The 20,875-nt window shown below is 71.1% G+C and carries 20 protein-coding genes and 1 riboswitch; of the genes, 6 read left to right on the top strand and 14 right to left on the bottom strand.

Annotated elements, in window-relative coordinates; translation table 11 throughout:
* Positions 1-2: 2 nt before the first annotated feature.
* The gene (locus tag ACIHCQ_RS37685) at positions 3-1,253 is read right to left on the bottom strand and encodes a cytochrome P450 (protein WP_399672880.1); all 1,251 of its coding nucleotides are present in this window, start codon (positions 1,251-1,253) and stop codon (positions 3-5) included.
* Positions 1,254-1,531: 278 nt separating this feature from the next.
* Here ACIHCQ_RS37685 and ACIHCQ_RS37680 point away from each other — a divergent pair, with 278 nt between their 5' ends.
* Complete coding sequence (locus tag ACIHCQ_RS37680; protein ID WP_399672878.1) at positions 1,532-2,701, top strand: steroid 3-ketoacyl-CoA thiolase; 1,170 nt, start codon at positions 1,532-1,534, stop codon at positions 2,699-2,701.
* A gap of 41 nt (positions 2,702-2,742) precedes the next feature.
* Here ACIHCQ_RS37680 and ACIHCQ_RS37675 read toward each other — a convergent pair whose 3' ends face one another.
* From ACIHCQ_RS37675 to ACIHCQ_RS37645, 7 genes are all read right to left on the bottom strand, one after another.
* Positions 2,743-3,195, bottom strand: a complete 453-nt coding sequence (locus ACIHCQ_RS37675; RefSeq protein WP_399672876.1) for a transglycosylase SLT domain-containing protein — start codon at positions 3,193-3,195, stop codon at positions 2,743-2,745.
* A gap of 236 nt (positions 3,196-3,431) precedes the next feature.
* Positions 3,432-4,271, bottom strand: coding sequence for an ECF transporter S component (locus ACIHCQ_RS37670; protein WP_399672874.1), 840 nt, complete (start codon positions 4,269-4,271; stop codon positions 3,432-3,434).
* Positions 4,268-5,986 (bottom strand): ABC transporter ATP-binding protein, encoded by a 1,719-nt coding sequence (locus ACIHCQ_RS37665; protein WP_399672872.1) that lies wholly within the window; start codon positions 5,984-5,986, stop codon positions 4,268-4,270. Before ACIHCQ_RS37665 ends, ACIHCQ_RS37670 begins: the two co-directional genes overlap by 4 nt.
* Positions 5,983-7,134: an energy-coupling factor transporter transmembrane component T gene (locus ACIHCQ_RS37660; RefSeq protein WP_399673040.1), complete on the bottom strand. Its 1,152-nt coding sequence runs from the start codon at positions 7,132-7,134 to the stop codon at positions 5,983-5,985. The genes ACIHCQ_RS37665 and ACIHCQ_RS37660 overlap by 4 nt, the downstream gene beginning before the upstream one ends.
* Positions 7,135-7,475: 341 nt before the next feature.
* Positions 7,476-8,153, bottom strand: coding sequence for an SCO2322 family protein (locus ACIHCQ_RS37655; protein ID WP_399672870.1), 678 nt, complete (start codon positions 8,151-8,153; stop codon positions 7,476-7,478).
* Positions 8,150-9,379: a prenyltransferase/squalene oxidase repeat-containing protein gene (locus ACIHCQ_RS37650; RefSeq protein WP_399672868.1), complete on the bottom strand. Its 1,230-nt coding sequence runs from the start codon at positions 9,377-9,379 to the stop codon at positions 8,150-8,152. The genes ACIHCQ_RS37655 and ACIHCQ_RS37650 overlap by 4 nt, the downstream gene beginning before the upstream one ends.
* A 129-nt stretch (positions 9,380-9,508) precedes the next feature.
* Positions 9,509-9,582: riboswitch (cobalamin riboswitch) on the bottom strand.
* A gap of 65 nt (positions 9,583-9,647) precedes the next feature.
* Positions 9,648-10,730 (bottom strand): MBL fold metallo-hydrolase, encoded by a 1,083-nt coding sequence (locus ACIHCQ_RS37645; protein WP_399672866.1) that lies wholly within the window; start codon positions 10,728-10,730, stop codon positions 9,648-9,650.
* A 102-nt stretch (positions 10,731-10,832) separates the two neighbouring features.
* On the opposite strand from ACIHCQ_RS37645, the gene ACIHCQ_RS37640 reads away from it, so the two are divergent.
* Complete coding sequence (locus tag ACIHCQ_RS37640) at positions 10,833-12,290, top strand: aldehyde dehydrogenase (RefSeq protein WP_399672864.1); 1,458 nt, start codon at positions 10,833-10,835, stop codon at positions 12,288-12,290.
* Entirely contained in the window at positions 12,290-12,523 is a 234-nt protein-coding gene (locus ACIHCQ_RS37635) for a ferredoxin (RefSeq protein WP_399672862.1), read from the top strand. Before ACIHCQ_RS37640 ends, ACIHCQ_RS37635 begins: the two co-directional genes overlap by 1 nt.
* A 12-nt stretch (positions 12,524-12,535) precedes the next feature.
* Here the strand turns inward: ACIHCQ_RS37635 and ACIHCQ_RS37630 are convergent, their stop codons facing one another.
* Positions 12,536-13,147, bottom strand: a complete 612-nt coding sequence (locus tag ACIHCQ_RS37630) for a TetR family transcriptional regulator (protein WP_399672860.1) — start codon at positions 13,145-13,147, stop codon at positions 12,536-12,538.
* Positions 13,148-13,336: 189 nt separating this feature from the next.
* Between ACIHCQ_RS37630 and ACIHCQ_RS37625 the strand changes: the two genes are divergently transcribed.
* Genes ACIHCQ_RS37625 through ACIHCQ_RS37615 form a run of 3 tightly spaced genes read left to right on the top strand, consistent with a single transcriptional unit; the run spans position 13,337 to position 16,643 of the window.
* The gene (locus tag ACIHCQ_RS37625) at positions 13,337-14,818 is read left to right on the top strand and encodes a glycosyltransferase family 4 protein (RefSeq protein ID WP_399672858.1); all 1,482 of its coding nucleotides are present in this window, start codon (positions 13,337-13,339) and stop codon (positions 14,816-14,818) included.
* The gene (locus ACIHCQ_RS37620; RefSeq protein WP_399672856.1) at positions 14,812-15,555 is read left to right on the top strand and encodes a methyltransferase domain-containing protein; all 744 of its coding nucleotides are present in this window, start codon (positions 14,812-14,814) and stop codon (positions 15,553-15,555) included. Before ACIHCQ_RS37625 ends, ACIHCQ_RS37620 begins: the two co-directional genes overlap by 7 nt.
* Positions 15,552-16,643, top strand: coding sequence for a prenyltransferase/squalene oxidase repeat-containing protein (locus ACIHCQ_RS37615; protein WP_399672854.1), 1,092 nt, complete (start codon positions 15,552-15,554; stop codon positions 16,641-16,643). The genes ACIHCQ_RS37620 and ACIHCQ_RS37615 overlap by 4 nt, the downstream gene beginning before the upstream one ends.
* A 28-nt stretch (positions 16,644-16,671) precedes the next feature.
* On the opposite strand, the gene ACIHCQ_RS37610 is transcribed toward ACIHCQ_RS37615, so the two are convergent.
* The 5 genes from ACIHCQ_RS37610 to ACIHCQ_RS37590 form a co-directional block, all read right to left on the bottom strand.
* Positions 16,672-17,694 (bottom strand): LLM class F420-dependent oxidoreductase, encoded by a 1,023-nt coding sequence (locus ACIHCQ_RS37610; RefSeq protein ID WP_399672852.1) that lies wholly within the window; start codon positions 17,692-17,694, stop codon positions 16,672-16,674.
* Positions 17,695-17,950: 256 nt separating this feature from the next.
* Positions 17,951-18,856, bottom strand: coding sequence for a hypothetical protein (locus ACIHCQ_RS37605; protein ID WP_399672850.1), 906 nt, complete (start codon positions 18,854-18,856; stop codon positions 17,951-17,953).
* 115 nt (positions 18,857-18,971) lie between these two features.
* A complete protein-coding gene (locus ACIHCQ_RS37600) occupies positions 18,972-19,862 on the bottom strand; it encodes an N-acetylmuramoyl-L-alanine amidase (protein ID WP_399673038.1) in 891 nt (296 codons plus the stop codon).
* A 17-nt stretch (positions 19,863-19,879) separates the two neighbouring features.
* On the bottom strand, positions 19,880-20,527 hold the full coding sequence (locus ACIHCQ_RS37595) for a class I SAM-dependent methyltransferase (RefSeq protein WP_399672848.1): 648 nt from the start codon (positions 20,525-20,527) through the stop codon (positions 19,880-19,882).
* Positions 20,528-20,598: 71 nt separating this feature from the next.
* On the bottom strand, positions 20,599-20,751 hold the full coding sequence (locus tag ACIHCQ_RS37590) for an ATP-binding protein (RefSeq protein WP_399672846.1): 153 nt from the start codon (positions 20,749-20,751) through the stop codon (positions 20,599-20,601).
* Between the last annotated feature and the right edge of the window lie 124 nt (positions 20,752-20,875).

Raw genomic sequence — 20,875 nt, 5'->3', positions numbered from 1 at the left:
CTTCAGCGTCCGCTGTGGCTGACCCGGAGTTCCTTGATGCCGTTCAGCCACGCCGAGCGCAGCCGCCGCGGTTCGCCGACCAGGCGCAGCCCTGGCAGTACGTCCGCTATCGCGTTGAAGATCAGGTTGATCTCCATCACGGCGAGGGACTTGCCGAGGCAGAAGTGCGGGCCTCCGCCGCCGAAGCCGAGGTGGGGATTGGGATCGCGGGTGATGTCGAACCGCTCGGGCGCGTCGAAGACCTTGGGGTCGTTGTTGGCGGAGGAGTAGAACAGTCCGACCCTGTCGCCCTTCCTGATGCGCTGCCCGCCCAGTTCCAGGTCCTCGGTGGCGGTGCGCTGGAAGGAGATCACGGGGGTCGCCCAGCGCACGATCTCCTCGGCCGTCGTCTCGGGCCGTAGCCGCTTGTAGAGCTCCCACTGCTCGGGATGCGTGAGAAACGCGTGCATGCCGTGGCTGATCGCGTTACGGGTCGTCTCATTGCCCGCGACGGCGAGGAGGATGACGAAGAACCCGAACTCGTCGTTCGACAGATTGCCCTGGTCCTCCGCCGCGACCAGCTGGGAGACGATGTCCTTGGCCGGGCACTCCTTGCGAGCGGCGGCGAGGTTCATCGCGTACGAGACGAGCTCCATGGCCGACTCGGCGCCGATCTCCTCGGTGATCGCGTACTCAGGGTCGTCGTACGACGCCATCTTGTTGGACCAGTCGAAGATCTTGGTGCGGTCCTGCTGCGGTACGCCGATGAGCTCGGCGATCGCCTGGAGCGGGAGCTCCACCGCGATGTTGGTGACGAAGTCGAAGCTGCCGTCGTCCGCCGCGTCTGCCGACGCGGTCTCAACGATCCTGCGGGCGCGGCTGTGGAGCGCCTGCTCCAGGGAGCGGACCGCGCGCGGTGTGAAGCCGCGCTGGACGATCTGGCGGACGCGGGTGTGCTCGGGCGGGTCCATGTTCAGCATGATCAGCTTCTGGACCTCGATCTGGTCGCGGCTGATCGACTCGTTGAAGCGGATGACCGCGGTGTTGGTGTTCGAGGAGAAGAGCTCGGGGTGTGTGGAGACATGCTTGACGTCGGCGTGCCGGGTGACGGCCCAGTACCCCGCGTCGTCGAAGCCGGCGATACGGCCGGGCTGGGCGCACCACCAGACCGGCGCGGTCTGCCGCATCTGGGCGAACTCGGGGTGGGGGATACGGGCTTGAACCAGGTCGGGATCGGTGAAGTCGAACCCTTGGGGCAGGTGGGGGCAGGACATGGAGAGCCGCTTTCTGACGATCCATCAGAAGTTGGCCGAAATGTAGTAATGAGTTCTGCAAGTGGCAAGGGCCACGGCGGTATTTGTTGCGGCGGTGCGGGCGCGGTGCGGGCGCGGTATGGGCGTGCAAGACCCTTGCGTACCGGGGGTAGCACTCATAAGACTGCTCGGAGAACTAGAACGCGTACTACTTCCGGGCGACCGGTCGCCCTGGAGGGCCACAAGTCGGCCGTGAGGCGCCGGGACGCCCAGCGGCTGTGCGAGGAGAGGACGAGCTCATGGCCGCGGAACCCGTCATCGTCGAAGCCGTACGCACCCCCATCGGCAAGCGCCAGGGCGCGCTCGCCAACCTCCATCCCGCCTACCTGCTGGGCGAGACCTACCGCGAACTCCTCGGCCGCACCGGCATCCACGCCGACTGCGTCGAACAGGTGGTGGGCGGCACGGTCACCCACGCGGGCGAACAGTCCATGAACCCCGCGCGCAACGCCTGGCTGGCGATGGGTCTGCCGTACGAGACCGCGGCGACGACCGTGGACTGCCAGTGTGGGTCCTCGCAGCAGGCCAGCCACATGGTCGCGAACATGATCTCGGCGGGCGTCATCGACATCGGCATCAGCTGCGGGGTCGAGGCGATGTCACGCGTACCGCTGGGCAGCGGGTCCAAGCACGGTCCCGGCAAGCCGTTCCCCGACGAGTGGAATGTGGACCTGCCCAATCAGTTCGAGGCCGCCGAGCGCATCGCGCGCCGCCGCGGTCTGACCCGGGAGCGCGTCGACTCGCTGGGGCTGTTGTCGCAGGAGCGGGCGGCCGTGGCATGGGCGGAGGAGCGCTTCAAGCGCGAGACGTTCGCCGTCCAGGTGCCTACGACGGAGGAGGAGCAGGCAGCCGGGCAGGGCATGTGGCGGCTGGTCGACAAGGACCAGGGTCTACGGGACACGAGCATGGAGGCGCTGGCCAGGCTCAAGCCGGTGATGCCGACCGCCGTGCACACCGCTGGCAACTCCTCGCAGATATCCGACGGCGCGGCAGCGATCATGTGGGCGTCCAAGCGGATGGCGCGCGCCCTCAAGCTCAAGGCGCGTGCCCGTATCGTCGCGCAGGCCCTGGTCGGATCGGACCCGCATTACCACCTCGACGGCCCGGTCGACGCGACGCGGGCGGTGCTCGGCAAGGCGGGGATGTCGCTCAGGGACATCGACCTCGTGGAGGTCAACGAGGCCTTCGCATCAGTGGTGCTGAGCTGGGCTCAGGTCTTCGAGCAGGACCTGGAGAAGGTGAACGTCAACGGCGGCGGGATCGCGCTGGGGCACCCGGTGGGAGCGACGGGTGCCCGGCTGATCACGACGGCCCTGCATGAACTGGAGCGCAGGGACAAGGAGTTCGCGCTGATCACGATGTGCGCGGGCGGGGCGCTGGCGACGGGGACGATCATCCAGCGTCTGTAGCGCCCCTGACCACCGCTACTACCGATGCGGGCTGGGGTGGCTCAGTACCAGCCCTTGTCCTGCCAGGAGGACCAGGCGCCGCACGGGCTGCCGTAACGCTCGTTCATGTAGTCCAGGCCCCACTTGATCTGGGTGGCGGGGTTGGTCTGCCAGTCCGCGCCCGCCGAAGCCATCTTGCCGCCGGGCAGTGCCTGGACCAGGCCGTACGCACCGGAGGACGGGTTCGACGCGGAGATGTTCCAGTCGCTCTCGTGGTCCACGATGTTGCTGAAGCAGGCGAACTCGGTGGCGTCCGGGATCAGCTTCTGCGCGATCGCCTTCGGAGAGGCGGAGGCGGAGGCGGGGGCCGGTGCGGCGGTGGCTGTGGCCGGGTTCAGGCCGATCGCCATGCCCGCGGTGCCCAGGATGAGGGCGGAGCCGACGAGAGCGGACTTCGGGCGGGTGGTGACACGGCTGGTGATACGGCTGACGAGCGAGCGGGAAGAGCGGAACACAGAGCGACCTAACCTCGGGAACAGGGGGCGTCGCGTAGGCAGCCTGGACTCTCGTAGGTACGAGGTGGAGCTGCCTTGCGACGAGCTCCAGTTTTAGCGGCGCGGTGAGCGCGCGGCAATGACGCTGGTTACTAGCGAGCTTCGTACCGAGAGTGAGACGGTTCGCGCACGATCCGCCGATACGCGCTTAATGTCCCCTATTCCGCTTCGTACCCGCCAAAATCCTGTGGGGCGTCTCACCCGCGCGGCGCCCTGTCGGCGGTCTCGAATGTGACCTGCGCCTCGAAAGCGGCCCGCCGCGTGGCACGGCGCAGCGCCTTGAGGACCGTCGAGCCGATGGTCAGCGTCAGTACGACGGTGAGTGCGGCCCGCCCCAGATCCCAGCCGAACGAGGTGGCCGCGCAGTACGCGAGGAAGCGGACCAGATTCTCGTGGACCGGGTCGCCGGGCTGGAAGGAGATGCCGGAGGACAGCCCGCCGATGTACGTCCAGCCCTGGAGGTTCATGACGGTGCCGTACGCGAACGCCGCGACGGCCCCGTACAGGGCGAGCATCGCCAGCTCGGCTCGCCCGCGCAGCCGGTCGGGTCCCGGCAGCAGCCCCGCGCCCATCGCGAACCAGCCCATCGACAGCATCTGGAACGGCATCCACGGCCCGACGCCGCCGGTGAGCAGCGCGGAGGCGAACATCGTGACCGAGCCGAGCACGAAGCCGAAGCCGGGCCCGAGGACCCGCCCGCTCAGCACCATCAGGAAGAACATGGGCTCCAGCCCGGCGGTGCCCGCCCCGAGGGGCCGCAGCGCGGCGCCGACCGCGGCGAGCACCCCGAGCATCGCCACGGCCTTGGCGTCCATCCCGGTGTCGGCGATCGTCGCGACGACGACGGCGACGAGCAGCGGCAGCAGCGCGGCGAAGAGCCAGGGGGCGTCGGCGGAGTGGGCGAGCCCGGAGTCGGAGTCGGCGAGCAGGGGCCAGCCGAAGGCGATGACCCCGATGGCGCTGATGAGGAGGAGGGCGGCGATGGAACGGGGTCCGAGGCGTACGGCACGGGCCTGGCGGGTCATAGTGCGGGTCATAGCGCCTCCCGCACTTGCGCGACGGTGAGCCACGGCTGCGGGGCGAGGATCTTGGCGACCTGGGGCGCGAAGGCGGGCGAGGAGACGACGACCTCGGCGGTCGGACCGTCCGCGACGATCTCGCCGTCGGCGAGGATGACGACCCGGTGCGCGAGATCGGCGGCCAGCTCCACGTCATGGGTGGCCAGGACGATGGTGTGCCCCTCGGCGGCGAGGCCCTTGAGCACGCCGACGAGCCGCGCCTTCGCCGCGTAGTCGAGGCCGCGCGTCGGCTCGTCCAGGAGGAGGAGCGGGGGCCGCCCGGTCAGCACGATGGCCAGGGCGAGGGCGAGGCGCTGCCCCTCGGAGAGGTCGCGTGGGTGGGTCGCGTCCGCCACGCCGGGCAGCAGCTCGCTCACGAGGCTGCGGCACGACCCCGGCGCGGCGCCCGCGTCGGTGTCGGCGGCGGCGCACTCGGCGGCGACGGTGTCCGCGTAGAGCAGATCCCGCGGCTCCTGCGGGACGAGGCCGACGTGGCGGATGAGCTCGCGGGGGTGGGTGCGGTGGGGGGTGTGGCCGCGGACGAGGACGGTGCCGGAGGTGGGGGCGATGAGGCCGACGAGGGCGGAGAGGAGGGTGGATTTTCCGGCGCCGTTGCGGCCCATGAGGGCGAGGGTTTCGCCGGGGGTGAGGGTGAGGGTGACCTCGCGGAGAGCGGTGACGCGGTGGCGTTGGAGGGTGAGGTGGCTGACGGTAGCGGTGTCTTGCCCCACCCCGCCCGTTTCCTCAACCGGGGCTCCGCCCCGGACCCCGCGCCTCAAACGCCGGCGGGGCTGGGAGAGGACACCGCCCGGAGGGCGGTACGGGGTCTGGGGCGGAGCCCCAGTTACGGGAAGGGGCGGGGTGGGGGAACAACCCCCCAACCGCTCGCGCAGCGCCACCACTCCCGCCCCCCGCCTCGCGTCCCGTACCGACAGCGGCAGCGGATCCCACCCCGCCAGCCGCCCCAGCGCCACCACCGGCGGGTGCACCGGCGAGATCGCCATGATGTCCGCCGGGGCTCCCACCAACGGCGCCGCGCCCCGCGCCGGCAGCAGGACGACCTGGTCCGCGTACTGCACCACCCGCTCCAGCCGGTGCTCCGCCATCAGGACCGTCGTCCCGAGGTCGTGGACCAGCCGTTGAAGCACCGCGAGCACCTCCTCCGCCGCGCCGGGGTCCAGCGCGGAGGTCGGCTCGTCCAGCACGAGCACCTTGGGGTGCGGGGTCAGCACCGAGCCGATCGCGACGCGCTGTTGCTGCCCCCCCGACAGCGTAGCGATGGGACGGTCGCGCAGCCCGGCGAGCCCGAGCAGGTCCAGGGTCTCCTCGACGCGGCGGCGCATCACCTCGGGCGCGAGGCCCAGCGACTCCATGCCGTACGCCAGCTCGTCCTCGACGGTGTCCGTGACGAAGTGCGCCAGCGGGTCCTGGCCCACCGTGCCGACAAGGTCGGCGAGTTCGCGGGGCTTGTGGGTACGGGTGTCGCGCCCGTCGACGGTGACCCGCCCCCGCAGCGTGCCCCCGGTGAAGTGCGGCACCAGGCCCGACACCGCGCTCAGCAGTGTCGACTTGCCGACACCGGAAGGGCCGACGAGGAGCATCAACTCGCCCTCCGGTACGGTCAGGTCGACGCCGCTGAGCGTGGGCGCGGCGTCGTCCCCGTACGTCACGGACACGTCTTCGAAGCGGATCACGCGGTCGTCTCCTTCGAGTGCGGGGGAAGCGGGGCCACGAAGGCAGGCAGCAGCCCGATCAGGATGCTCGCGGCGGGCCACAACGGCAGCGTCGGCGCGGTCAGCGGTACGACCCCGGGGTGCAGCGCGCCCGGATCGTACGTACCCGCCCGGATCAGCAGCGCCCCGACCACCGCGCCGGAACCGGCCACCAGCCACGCGCGGACACCCCAGCGGTCGGGCCGGTACCGGGTCCGTACGGAGCGCCGCCCGCCGAGCCGCAGCCCGGCCATGGCCGCGGCGAGCCCGCCGATGAGCAGGGGCAAGCCGTACGAGGCACCGGCCGCGGCCAGCAGTCCGTACGAACCGGCGCAGACGCCGAGGAGCCCGCCGAGCGTGAGCACGGTCGTGGTGCGGCGGACGGCCGGCGGGACGTCGGCGGTACGCCCGTACCCGCGCGCGTCCATCGACGCGGCGACGGCCACCGACCGCTCCAGCGCGCCCTCCAGGACGGGCAGCCCGATCTGCACGATCGCCTTGACGCCGCCCGTGGGGCGGCCACGCAGCCTGCGGGCGGTGCGCAGCCGCACCACGTCCGCGACCATGTTCGGCGCGAAGGTCATGGCGACGACGACGGCGACCCCGGCCTCGTACAGCGCGCCGGGCAGGGACTTGAGCAGCCGGGCGGGGTTGGCGAGGGCGTTGGCGGCGCCGACGCAGATGAGGAGCGCGGCGAGTTTCGCACCGTCGTACACGGCGAAGACGAGCTGCTCGGCGGCGACGCGGCCCCCGATGCGGACACCGCGCGCCCAGTCGGGCAGCGGTACTTCGGGGAGGGTGAAGAGCACATGTGTACCGGGGATGGGCGAGCCGAGGACGGTGGAGAAAAGCACGCGGATGAGGATGACGACGAGCCCGAGTTTGACGAAGGCTCCGTATGACCGGGCCCAGGGCGCGCTGGTGCGCCGGGCGGCGACGACGTAGCCGGCGACGCCGACGAGGAGTCCGAGGAGGAGGGGGTTGGTCGTCCGGGACGCGGCGGCGGCAAGCCCCAGGGCCCAGAGCCACCAGGCTCCGGCGTGCAGGGCGTTGCTACGGGTGGCGAGGGGCGCGCGCAGCCGGAACCCGTTGCCGGTGGGGGGTGGCGGTGTCTGGCCGTCCGGCGACATGCCGTCGGGCGTGCGCCGACGTATCTTGTCGCCCCAGCGGCTGGTCGTGGCGGGTGTCGACGTGCCGTCCGGGGAGTTCGCCGATCGCGGCGATGTCTCGCAGGAGCGGCCGTCGGCCGCCGGGTCGTCGGGCGTGCGCCGACGTGTCTCGCCGCTTTCGCCGCTCTCACTGCCCCAGCGGCCGGTCGCGGTAGGTGGCGACGTGCCGTCGCCCGCGCGGCGGGCTGTTCCGCCGTCCCCGCGTTCGTCGGCGGCGGGCGTCGGCCCGCCGACCCGGGGGTCCGCGCCTCCCCGGCGCGGCGGCTCCATGCCGTCGCCCCGCACCGTTCGCGCGTCGGCCATCACGACCGGCGGCGGCGCGACTGCCAGACCGCCGCGACGCCCAGCGCCAGTACCGCCGCCATGCCCGCGAAGAGGCCCACCGACGGGCCCCCGTCGTCACCGCCCCGGCCCTCGCTCGCGGCAGACGCCGAGGTGGCCCCCGGCTCCGGCTCCACGGTCGGGCGGTCCCCCGACACCTGTTCGCCGCAGCCCGACTCCGGGTAGCCCGCTATCGCGCACAGCAGCGCCTGGCTGTTGTACCGCAGGGGCTTCGCCACCGACGCCAGCGCGTCCGCGCTGGTCGCGTCCTCGGCGACCCGCGCGCACTTCGCCTGCGGGCCCGGCGGTGTCTCGCCGTCCCTGGCGTCCGCCGGCGTACCCGGGTCGATCACGACCGCGATCCGCTTCGTGCCCGACTTCGGCGGCGTTCCGCCGCAGACCGCCTCGAAGTCGGGTGCCGTACGCGGCTGTGCCGCGTCCCCGCTGTCCGCGCTGACCGAGAACCGGAAGCCGTTCACCGAGCCGTCCGCGGGCCGCGCGGTCGCCGGGCCCTCCGTCGCGTACGTCCACTCGTCCCCGCTGCTCTGCCAGAACGACCAGTAGCGGTAACCGGCGGCCTGCGCCTGGCCCGCTCCCGTTCCCAGTACCAGGACGGCGAACGCCAGGAGAGCGAGGGAGAGAAGCCGGGTGCGCGTCACAGCTGCTGGTTCTTCTTGCGTCCGCTGAACAGGAAACCCGCGCCCACGCTGGCGACGAAGAACACGCCGATGATCCACCACACCCCGGCGCCCAGCCCCGAGTCCTTCCCCGAGTCTTTCTCGGAGTCCTTCTTCGCCTCAGACGCCGCCTCAGACGCCGCCTGAGGCGCGGGGCCCGTCCCATTCAGCCCCGCCACCAGATCCGTACCGCCGAAGCTCTTCGGGTCCGCCCCGCTCGCGTGCGCGGCGAAGATCAGCTGGGCGTAGGCGGCCGGGCCGTTCTCCTTCGCCCACGCCGCCGCGTTCTGCTCCAGCCACGTCAGCGGCTTCTTCGCCTGCTCGCCGAGCCCTTGCGAGGCCAGCGCGACCACCGCGTCCGCCGTGTTGCCGAAGTCCGGTTTCTCGGCCGGGTCGGTCGCCCCGGGCATCGGCGGCGTCACGAGGTGGCCGGTCTTCGCCAGCGCCGTCGCCAGATACACCGCGCCGTTGTGCGCCGCGCCTTCCGCTGTCGTCGCGGCCTCGCACACCGTGCCCTTGGCGTCCTTCGCGCCTGCGGTCACCACCAGGCCCTTGCCCTGCGCGCCCAGCACGGCCGCCGCCGTGGAGTCGCCGATGAGGCCGGGCGACTTCTGCTGGTAGACGAACGCCCCGCCGTCCTTCCCGCCGCACGGCTTCGCGAACGTCAGCAGCGCGTCGTACGGCGTCTTCCCGCCCTTCGACTTCACCTCGCCCGGCTTATCGCCCGCTGCCGCGAGCGCGCCGATCACCACCGACGTGGAGTTCGCGTCGCTGGCGCCACCCGGGTTGTAGCCCCAGCCGCCGTCCGCGTTCTGTACGGACTTCAGCCAGCCGACGGACTTGTCCACCGTCTCGCCCAGCGCGGCGAGCGACTGCACCGCCGCGGCCGTGGCGTTCGAGTCCAGCGGCAGCTTCGCGTCGCACGCCTTGGCCGCGTCCGCGCGGTACGAGGGGAAGCCGCCGCTCTCGCACTGCTGCCCCGTCAGCCAGTCGACGGCCTGTACGGCGGGCTTGACCCCCACCGTGTCCTGCGCGAGCAGCGCCAGCGACTGCCGCCAGACACCGTCGTACGTCGGGTCTCCCGTGCCGTACAGACCGGACGGCATCACCGTCGAGGGTGACGGGGACGGGGACGGGGCCGCGGCCACGCAGAGTACGGCGGAGGCGGCGGCCAGCGCTGCGGCGGCGCTGCGGCGAACTGTGGTCATGGCGGGCTGGGCCTCTCCTGGGGAGCCGGGCACAGGCACGCGGAGGCACCAGGGCTCCGGCTCCGTATGCCTCGACGGTGCCGGTCACCGGCGGCTGCCGATGACACGAGCCGGTCACGACCGCCTACGGGGCATTCCGACTGACCGCCCACTGGCGACGGTTCACGGTTGCGGGTCAGTGCCGGATTTGCACCGGCTTCCCCCCGTACGGGCATGATGACGACTCGCCCACTGTACCGGCCTGTACCGGCCTGTCACCGCCCGCCCGTCACCGCCCGCCCGAGGCCGGGTCAACCGCCACGAAGGTTGCCGGCGTGCCTGTCAGCTCCTCCGTGCGCCCCAGCTTCACCAGCCGCCGCAGATGCGCCTCCACCTCCGAGACCGCGATGTTCCGTGATCCGTACGGGATCTGCTCCCAGGGCCGGTTCCACACCATCCGCTCGGCGGCCTGCCAGGGCGTCAGCGCCGCACCGGCCAGCAGCCCGAGCAGGCCGGTGAGCCGCTCCTCGTGGTGCGCGAGCAACTCCCGTACCCGCGAGGCGGCGTCGGGGAAGGCGTACTGGTGCGCCGGGAGGACCTCGGCGGGGGCCAGGCGGCCGATGCGCTCCAGCGAGTCGAGGTAGTCGCCGAGCGGGTCGGTGACCGTGGCGTCGTCCGGGTCCTCGTAGAGGCCGATGTGCGGGGTGATCCCGGGCAGCAGATGGTCACCGGAGAACAGCCGCCCCAGCCGCCCACGGCCCGCGCCGCCCGGCCGCTGCCTGGGGTGGTCCTCCTCCAGGTGGAGACAGACATGGCCAGGGGTGTGCCCCGGAGTCCAGATGGCCCGCAGCCGCCGCCCCGCCAGGCCGAGGAGTTCGCCCGGCACGATCTCCCGGTCGGGCAGAGCGGCGTGCTGCCCCGGCAGCGGACGCGTCCACCCCGAGGCGCGCGCCGCCCGCAGCGGGGCGATGTGCTCCTCGGGCGCGCCCGCCCGGACGAGCTTGTCCGTCAGGTAGTCGAGCCAGCGGTGCGGTTCGGCATCCCGGGTGCGGCGGACGATCGCGCTGTCGGCGGCGTGCATCGCGATCCACGCGCCGGAGGCCTCCCGGACCCGACCGGACAGGCCGTGGTGGTCGGGGTGGTGGTGGGTGATGACCACGCCGTGGATGTCGCTCACCAGGACCCCGAGGGAGTCGAGCCCGGCGACGAGGGTGTCCCAGGAGGCCGGGTCGTCCCAGCCGGTGTCGATGAGGACGGGGCCGCGGTCGGTGTCGAGCAGGTGGACCAGGGTGTGGCCGAGCGGGTTGTCCGGGATGGGCACCTCGATGGACCAGACCCCGCCGCCGTGAACCATCACCTGCGCCTCTGTCATGGAGACCCCATTTCTCACTGGCCAACTGTAACTAGAACTGGTATCAGTTCTGAAACAGTGTCAGAAAGTATCGGGCCGCGGGAGGCAGTAGCCATGACAGCCATGACCGAGTTTGAGGAACACGGAAAGCTGTTCATCGGCGGGGAGCTGACCGACCCCCTCGGCAGCGACACCATCGACGTCGTCTCGCCGCACACCGAGCACGTCATCGGCCGCGTGCCGCACGCCTCGCGCGCCGACGTGGACCGCGCCGTGGCCGCCGCCCGCAAGGCCTTCGACCACGGGCCCTGGCCCCGTATGACGCTCGACGAGCGCATCGAGGTGGTCAGCAGGATCAAAGACGCGGTCGCGGTACGGCATGAGGAGATCGCCCGCTCCATCAGCTCGCAGAACGGCTCCCCGTACTCCTGGAGCGTGCTCGGCCAGGCGCTCGGCGCGATGATGGTGTGGGACGCGGCGATCACGGTCGCGCGCGACTTCCCGTTCGAGGGGCGGCGCTCCGGCGTGCTGGGGCCCATCCTCGTACGCCGCGAACCGGTCGGAGTCGTCGCCGCCGTAGTGCCGTGGAACGTCCCGCAGTTCACGGCGGCGGCCAAGCTCGGACCCGCGCTGCTCGCCGGGTGTACGGCGGTGCTCAAGCCCTCGCCCGAGTCGCCGCTCGACTCGTACATCCTCGCCGAGATCACCCAGGAGGCCGGGCTGCCGGAGGGCGTGCTCTCCATCCTCCCCGCCGACCGGGAGGTCAGCGAGTATCTGGTCGGACACCCCGGCGTCGACAAGGTCTCCTTCACCGGCTCGGTCGCGGCGGGCAAGCGCGTCATGGAGGTCGCCTCGCGCAACCTCACGCGCGTCACGCTGGAGCTCGGCGGCAAGTCGGCGGCGGTCATCCTGCCCGACGCGGATCTGGATGTGGCGGTGGCCGGGATCGTCCCGGCGGCGTGGATGAACAACGGGCAGGCGTGCGTCGCCCAGACCCGTATCCTCGCGCCGCGCAGCCGGTACGACGAGTTCGCGGAGGCGTTGGCCGCCGCGGCGAACGCGCTGGTGGTGGGCGACCCGCTCGACCCGGCGACGCAGGTCGGCCCGCTGGTGGCCAAGCGCCAGCAGCAGCGTTCCCTCGACTACATCCGGATCGGGCAGGAGGAAGGCGCCAAACTCCTCACCGGCGGCGGGCGTCCGGCCGGTCTCGACCAGGGGTGGTACGTCGAACCGACGCTCTTCGGCGGGGTCGACAACTCCATGCGCGTCGCCCGCGAGGAGATCTTCGGGCCGGTGATCTGCCTGCTGCCGTACGGGGACGAGGCCGAGGCGGCGAAGGTGGCGAACGACTCCGACTACGGGCTCAGCGGCAGTGTGTGGACCGCCGACGTGGAGCACGGGATCAGCTTCGCTCGGCGTGTCCGAACCGGGACATACAACGTGAATACGTTCAGTCTGGATATGCTCGGGCCGTTCGGCGGCTACAAGAACTCCGGCGTGGGCCGGGAGTTCGGGCCGGAAGGATTCAGCGCGTTTCTGGAGCACAAGATGATCCACTTGCCCGCAGGCTGGGAGGGGTAATGGGCGACCGCTGGCGCATCGAGGTCGACCGGGGGGTCTGCATCGGCTCCGGCATGTGCGTGGGAGCCGCGCCGGACGGCTTCACGCTGGACTCGGCGCGCCAGTCGCAGCCGTGCGAGCCGGAGACCGACGCCCGTGAGGAGATCCTCGCGGCGGCGGAGAACTGCCCGGTGGAGGCGATCACGATCACGCTGCTGGAGGGCGGGGATCCGGTCTTCCCGCCGGAGGAGTAGTCCGGGCCGGCTTCAGTCCTCGGGTGACGTGAGGTCGATCAATCGGCACACCATCTCGATGTCGATCTTCACCTGTGCGATCGACGCGCGCCCCGAGAGCCATGTGATCAGCGCCGAGTGCCAGGTGTGCTCGATCACCCGCACCGCCGACAGCTGCTCCGGCGTCGGCCTGTCCAGGCCCATCGCGTCCAGGATGATCGCCGTCGTCTGCCGCGAGACCGTGTCCACCTCCGGGCTGACGCTGCGGTCCGCGAACGTCAGCGCCCGCACCATCGCGTCCGCGAGATGCGGCTCGCGCTGGAGCGCGCGGAAGGCCCGCATCAGCGTCTCGGCGACCCGCTCCGCCGCGCTGTCCCCGGCCGGGGGCTTCTTGCGCAGCGTCGTGTGCATGTGCTCAAGCTGGTCCTGCATGGTGGCGACCAGCAGATGGATCTTGGAAGGGAAGTAGCGGTAGAGCGTGCCGAGGGCGACGCTCGACGACTCGGCGACCTCGCGCATCTGCACCGCGTCGAAGCCGCCCCGGCTGGCCAGCTGGGCGCTGGCGTGCAGGATGCGACGGCGGCGGGCCTCCTGGCGCTCCGTCAGGGGCGGCACCGCCTGTCCCGTCGCCCGTCCTGTCGGCATGGCTTCGACTCTCATACCTTCCCGTTCCACTGGTGCTGTCGTGGTGGCGCGAATCACCTGATCCGGCCCTTACCGCGGGCCTACCTGCCGGTAGATTCGATCCTTCATGAGTCATCAGGTTTGAAACTTGTTCTAGATTAGCGCGAGCGGCTACGCTCCGGCGAAAACGCAGTGAGAAGGGGGCCGTGAGTGACCGCTGAGGCCATAGACTCGTCCGGCGGCGGCAACGGCGGTAGTGGCGGCAACGGCGGTGACGAACCGCTGCGTATCGCCCTCCTCACCTACAAGGGCAACCCCTTCTGCGGCGGTCAGGGCGTCTACGTACGCCATCTCTCGCGCGAGCTCGCCCGTCTCGGCCACAGCGTCGAGGTGATAGGCGCGCAGCCCTATCCCGTACTGGACGAAGGCGTTCCGCTCACCGAGCTCGGCAGCCTCGACCTGTACCGGAGCCCGGACCCCTTCCGTACGCCCAGGCCCGGCGAGTACCGCGACTGGATCGACGCCGTCGAGGTCGCCACCATGTGGACCGGCGGCTTTCCGGAACCGCTGACCTTCTCGCTGCGCGCCCGGCGTCATCTGGCCGCGCGCCGCGGCGAGTTCGACGTCGTCCACGACAACCAGACCCTCGGCTACGGTCTGCTCCGCGATCTCGGCGCGCCCCTGGTCACCACCATTCACCACCCGATCACCGTCGACCGGCAGCTGGATCTGGCCGAGGCGGACGGCTGGCGCCGCCGCGCCTCCGTACGCCGCTGGTACGGCTTTACGCGCATGCAGAAGCGGGTCGCGCGGCGGCTGCCGTCCGTGCTCACCGTCTCCGGCTCCTCGCAGCGGGAGATCGTGGACCACCTCGGCGTACGGGAGGACCGCGTCCACGTCGTCTCCATCGGCGCCGACACCGACCTCTTCTCGCCGGACCCGGCCGTCGCCCGGATCCCGGGCCGGATCGTGACCACCTCCAGCGCGGATGTGCCGCTCAAGGGCCTCGTACATCTCGTGGAGGCGCTGGCGAAGATCCGTACGGAGAACCCCGACGCCCATCTTGTCGTCGTCGGCAAGCGCGCGGAGGACGGTCCTGTCGCGCAGATGATCGAGCGGTACGGGCTCGCCGGCGCGGTCGAGTTCGTCAAGGGCATCACGGACGCCGAACTGGTCGACCTGGTGCGCAGCGCGCAGGTGGCGTGCGTGCCATCGCTGTACGAGGGTTTCTCGCTGCCCGCGGCGGAGGCGATGGCGACGGGCACCCCGCTGGTCGCCACGACCGGCGGCGCGATCCCGGAGGTCGCGGGCCCGGACGGCGAGACCTGCCTGGCGGTGGAGCCGGGCGACGCGGGGGCGCTGGCCGTGGCGCTGGGGCGGCTGCTGGGCGACCCCGAACTGCGGGCCAGGCTCGGCGCGGCGGGCCGGGAACGGGTGCTGGCCCGGTTCACCTGGCGGCAGGCGGCGCTGGGCACGGCGGAGCGCTACCGCGAGGCGATCGCGACGCGTGCCGCGACGACCCAGGCCCGTACCGGTACCGGTACCGCAACCCGTGCAGCGACCGCGGCCGGTACCGCGGCCGGTACCCCGACCCGTGCCGCGCCCCAGCCCCGCGGTACCTCGGCCCAGGCCGCCCCTACCGGGATCTCGACCCGTACATCCCCCGACCGCGAAAGCAGGACCGCGTGCTGACCGTCGACTTCTCCCGCTTCCCGCTCGCACCGGGCGACCGCGTGCTCGACCTGGGCTGTGGCGCGGGGCGGCACGCTTTCGAGTGCTACCGGCGCGGCGCGCACGTCGTCGCCCTCGACCAGAACGGCGAGGAGATCCGCGAGGTCGCCCGCTGGTTCGCCGCCATGAAGGAGGCGGGCGAGGCCCCCGAGGGCGCCACCGCCACCGCCATGGAGGGCGACGCGCTCAACCTCCCGTTCCCCGACGAGGCCTTCGACGTCGTCATCATCTCCGAGGTGATGGAGCACATCCCCGACGACAAGGGCGTGCTCGCCGAGATGGTGCGGGTACTGCGCCCCGGCGGCCGGATCGCCGTCACCGTCCCGCGCTACGGCCCCGAGAAGATCTGCTGGGCGCTCAGCGACGCGTACCACGAGGTCGAGGGCGGCCACATCCGCATCTACCGGGCCGACGAACTGCTCGGCAGGATGAAGGAAGCGGGCCTCAAGCCGTACGGCACACACCACGCCCACGCGCTGCACTCGCCGTACTGGTGGCTCAAGTGCGCCTTCGGAGTCGGCAGGGACGGTGAAGACGCAGCGCTGCCGGTCAAGGCGTACCACCAGCTGCTGGTCTGGGACATCATGAAGAAGCCGCTGGCCACACGGATCGCCGAGCAGGCGCTCAACCCGCTGATAGGCAAGAGCTTCGTGGCGTACGCGACCAAGCCGCACCTCCCCGCCGTGGCCGCCAAGTGACCACTCCGGGGCGTACGGAACACCTGATCCTGCCCGGCGTCCTCACCGCCGAGGAAGCCGTCGAGACGGTCGCCGGGATACTCGCCGTGCAGCGTGAGGACGGCGCGATCCCGTGGTTCAGCGGGCACCACCTAGACCCCTGGGACCATATCGAGGCCGCGATGGCGCTGGACGCCGCGGGCGAGCACGAGGCCGCGGCCCGTGCGTACGAGTGGCTGATCAGCCACCAGAACCAGGACGGCTCCTGGTACGCCGGATACCAAGACGGAGGGGCCGGCGGTGCCACCGAACACCCCACCGACCTCGGCTGCGAGACGAACTTCTGCGCGTACATCGCCGTCGGCGTCTGGCACCACTACCAGGCCACCGGCGACGAGCTGTTCCTCGAACGGATGTGGCCGGTGGTCTTCGCCGCGGTCGAGTTCGTGCTCGCGCTCCAGCAGCCCGGCGGCCAGATCGGCTGGAAGCGGGAGGCGGACGGCACCCCCGTCAACGACGCGCTCCTGACCGGCAGCTCCTCGGTGCACCAGGCGCTGCGCTGCGCGCTCGCGCTGGCCGAGGAGCGCGAGGAGCCGCAGCCCGACTGGGAGCTGGCTGCGGGCGCGCTCGCGCACGCGATCGGCCGCCACCCCGAGCGGTTCCTCGACAAGAGCCGCTACTCGATGGACTGGTACTACCCCATCCTCGGCGGCGCGCTGACCGGCGCGGCGGCCAAAACGCGCCTGGAGGACCGCTGGGACGACTTCGTCGTCCCCGGCTTCGGTGTGCGCTGTGTGCTGCCGAACCCCTGGGTGACGGGCGGGGAGAGCTGCGAACTCGCCCTGGCGCTGTGGGTGATGGGCGAGTCCGACCGGGCGCTGGAGGTTCTCCAGTCCATCCAGCATCTGCGGGCCGAGGGCGGCATGTACTGGACGGGGTACGTCTTCGAGGGCAACCGGGCCATATGGCCCGAGGAGCTCACCACCTGGACGGCCGGGTCGCTGCTGCTCGCGGTGGCCGCCCTGGGTGGAGATGAGGCAACCACCGCGGTCTTCGGCGGGGAGCGGCTGCCGCGCGGACTCGACGCCGACTGCGCGGACTGCTGCTAGAAGAGCTTGATTGCTGCAAGCAGCGCGCTCAATTGTTCCGTTGGCCGTTCAGCTCAGCGAGAACGCGCAGGGTGTACGGGTCCGGTGCCGTCACCAGCAGGTCGGTGACTGGTCCCTCGCGCCACAACTCCAGCCGCTCCGCGATCCGTTCTCGCGGCCCGACCAGCGAGATCTCGTCGGCGAAGGCATCGGGCACCGCCAGCACCGCCTCCTCGCGGCGGCCCTGTGCGAATAGCCGCTGAATGTGGCGCGCCTCGCCCTCGAAGCCCATCCGGGCCATCAGATCGGCATGAAAGTTACGGGCGGCGTGGCCCATGCCCCCGATGTAGAAGCCGAGCATCGCCTTCACCGGCAGCAGCCCCTCTGCCACGTCGTCGCAGACCTTGGCGCGGGCCATCGGCGCGATGACGAAGCCGGCGGGGAGGCCGGTGAGCGACGCCTCGTAGACGTTCGTACGCATGGGGGACCAGTACAGGGGCAGCCAGCCGTCCGCGATACGCGTGGTCTGGGCGATGTTCCGGGGGCCCTCCGCGCCGAGCAGCAGCGGCAGCCCGGCGCGCAGCGGATGCGTGATCGACTTGAGCGGCCTGCCCATGCCGGTGGCGTCCTCGCCGTGGTACGGGTGGGGGTGGAAGCGCCCGTCCAGTTCAACGGGGGCCTCGCGCCGGAGGACTTGGCGAATGACGTCGACGTATTCGCGGGTCGCCGTCAGCGGGCTCTTGGGAAACGGGCGGCCGTACCACCCCTCGACCACCTGCGGCCCCGACAGGCCGAGCCCGAGCATCATTCGCCCGCCGGAGAGATGGTCCAGGGTGAGCGCGTGCATGGCGGTGGCGGTGGGGGTGCGGGCGGCCATCTGCGCCACTGCGGTGCCCAGGCGGATACGGGACGTGTGCGCGGCGATCCAGGTGAGGGGGGTGAACGCGTCGGAGCCCCAGGCCTCCGCCGTCCATACGGAGTCGTAGCCGAGGCGTTCGGCCTCGCGGGCGAGGTCGAGGTGGCGGGGGTCGGGCTGGCGGCCCCAGTAGCCGAGAGCGAGTCCGAGTCGCATACCGGGTCCGTCCCCTCGTATCTGACGATACGTCAGACTACCTCAAGCCCCCACATCCAGCCCCGCCGACGGAAAACCAAGCCCCGCCGACGCTTGAGGCGCGGGGTCTGGGGCGGAGCCCCAGTTAAGGGAAGGGGCGGGTAGGGGAACAAGCCCGCCGCAGGCGCAACCAACCCGCACCCACCGCAACCCGCACCACGCAACGACGCGGCCCCCCACCCCGAAGGGCGAGAGGCCGCTGCAAGGAGTCAGAACCTCAGCCGCGCTGGATCCCCGACGTGTCCTGGAGGACGCCACGACGCCCGTCCTGCGTCTGAGCGATCAGCCCAGGCCCCCGCTGCTCCACCGCGAGGTACCACGTGCCGGGCGCGAGCTCGGCGATCGGGGCGGGCGAACCGTCCTCCCCGTACAGCGGACGGGCCACCGGCACCGCGAACCAGAACGGCGTGAAGTCGGCGGGCGCACCGGCCTTCTGCGGCGCGGCCGGAGCCGGTGCCGCCTGCTGCTGACCCGGCTGGGGCATCCCGGGCTGGGGCTGACCGGGCTGCGCGCCGTACGGCTGCCCCTGCCCCTGACTCTGGCCCGGCTGAGGCTGACCCGGCATGCCTTGCTGACCCGGCTGTGCGCCGTAGGGCTGCTGCTGGGCGCCCGGGTAGCCGTAGCCGCCGCTGGGCATGCCGGGCTGCGCGCCGTACGGCGACTGGGGCGCGGCCGGCCTCGGGGCGCCCATGAGCGGGGCCCTGAACGCGGGGACCAGAAGCGAGCAGACCGCACCGGCCGCGAGGGCGAGCGCGGCGACGAAGCCGAGGATGATGCCGAGGCCCGCGTCGAGGGCGTCCACGTCCAGGGAGCCCGCCGGGTCGAAGATCGCGCCGAGCGAGCTCCAGGCCGTGAAGATGGCCAGGGCGATGCCGAGCTGGCCGAGGTCCAACCCGAGGACCTTCGGCGACTGCGGCAGCCCGCGCGCGACGACGATCAGCGCGGCGGCGATGATGCCGGCCAGGTAGACACCCAGGAGCAGGGACCCGTTGTCCCAGGCGCTCGGCACGTCGTCGCAGTTGTTTCCGGAGCAGTCGAACGTGTCGAGGAATGAGGCGATGAACAGCAACACCGCTGCTCCGATCACCACGCCATCGCCTCGAGTGAGGGAGCGGATGTTCACGTAAAAGTCCTTCGTCGGTACGGCGGATTGCACGGCGCGGAGCTCGGGGGTGACTCCTCATCGTAGTAGGTGAACCTATCGTCTGACCGCTCCGGTCGTCTGCTGGGTACAGGCCCTACTGGTTGAGGTAGCTGCTGATGCCGTCCGCCATTCCTTGCGCCGCGCGCTGCCTCCAGTTCGAGCTGGTGAGCAAGGCGGCGTCTTTCGGGTCGCGCATATTGCCGCATTCGATGAATACCTTGGGCACAGTGGACAGGTTGAGGCCGCCGAGATCCTTGCGTTCGTCCAACCCGGTACCGCCGCCGACGTAATTGGAGGGGGCGCTGCCGGTCGCGCGTACGAACTTCCCGGCGATTCGCACGCCGAGGTCGCGGGACGGGCCGACGATGTCCGTTGTGTCCGCCGCACCCGCCTTGACCAGGGCGGGAAGGATCACATGGAAGCCACGGTTGCCGACGGCGGAGCCGTCGGCATGGATGGAGACGACCGCGTCGGCTTTCGCTTTGTTGCCGATTTGGGCACGTTCGTCCACGCAGGGCCCGAACGGGCGCTCATTGCTATGGGTGAATTTTACCGTTGCGCCCTGCTTTACCAGCAGTGTGCGAAGACGTTGTGAAACATCGGAGGTGAATTCGGCTTCGGTGTAACCGGCGTTGGTGGAGGTACCGGTCGTGTCGCATTCCTTGCGATTGGTGCCGATATCCACGAGTTTATTAATTTCGGTGGCATGGCGGAAATTGCCCGGGTTGTGCCCCGGGTCGATGACGACGACCTTGCCGGTGAGCGGCCCGGAGGCATCGGCCGGGGGTGTGGGGCTCGGGCTCGCGGGTGCGGGGCCGGGCTTGCCTTCGGTGGTCGACTGAGTCGGCAGCGTCTGCGTCTGCGTCTGCCGGGGCTCGGTCCGGGTCTCGTCCGAACACCCCGCCAGGAGGGTCGGCACCAGCAGGGCGAGCGTGATGGTGAGCTTGCGGAGGCTGGCGTTCTGGGCGTACGGCACGGTCGCGATGTTAGCCCGGCGAACCGTTAAATCCCGGTTCCGGTGCTGCGGCGCAGGACGCGCAGCGAGCCGCTCTCTGATATTTGCGTGAACTTATTGGAGGCGAGTGCCCTGAGGTAGACCCGGTACGGGGCCTGGCCGCCGTCCGCCGGGTCGGGGAAGACGTCGTGGATTAGCAACATGCCGTGCTCGGCGACATGGGGCGCCCAGCCCTCGTAATCGCCGCCCGCGTGCTCGTCGGTGTGGCCGCCGTCGATGAAGACGAGCCCCAGCGGCGTACCCCAGAGGGCGGCGACTTGCGGGGAGCGGCCGACGACGGCGATGACGTGGTCCTCCAGACCTGCCTTGTAGAGGGTGCGGCGGAAGGTCGGCAGGGTGTCCATCTCGCCGACCTCGGGGTCGACTACGTCCGGGTCGTGGTACTCCCAGCCGGGCTGCTGCTCCTCGCTGCCCCGGTGGTGGTCGACGGTGATCGCCGTCGTCCCCGTCTCGCGGGCGGCGTCGGCGAGCAGGATGGTGGAACGCCCGCAGTACGTACCCACCTCCAGCAACGGCAGCCCGAGCGCGCCCGCCTCGACTGCGGCGGCGTGGAGGGCAAGCCCTTCACCCAGGGGCATGAAGCCCTTGGCGGCCTGGAAGGCGGCGAGGGTCTCCGGCTTGGGGGCGGGCGGCATGGTTCCTCCGACTCGTACGCATGTCTGGGCGGGCGGTCACATGTTAGGCGGCCGGGCTCAGTGCGTCGGGCTCAGTGCTTCGTATCGCACTCGAACCAGACGGTCTTGCCCCCGGGCAGCGGTACCGTGCCCCACCGGTCGGTCACAGCGTCGACCAGCAGCAGGCCTCGCCCGCCCTCGGAGAGCTCTTCGCCTGCTGGGGCAGGAGTCGGAGTGCGGGCCATATGACAGCCAATCCGGACGCGATCCGGGAGGGTTGTGGACTGCTGCCGAAGTAATGAGCGGTGGTGACTTCTGGTGAGCGTGAGTGAGTGCTCGGGTTTGGGTCTGGCCGTTCGAGCCGGTCTT

This window comes from Streptomyces sp. NPDC052236, from assembly GCF_044548015.1.
Classification (GTDB): Bacteria; Actinomycetota; Actinomycetes; order Streptomycetales; family Streptomycetaceae; genus Streptomyces.
This window is presented reverse-complemented; position numbering and strand designations above follow the sequence as displayed.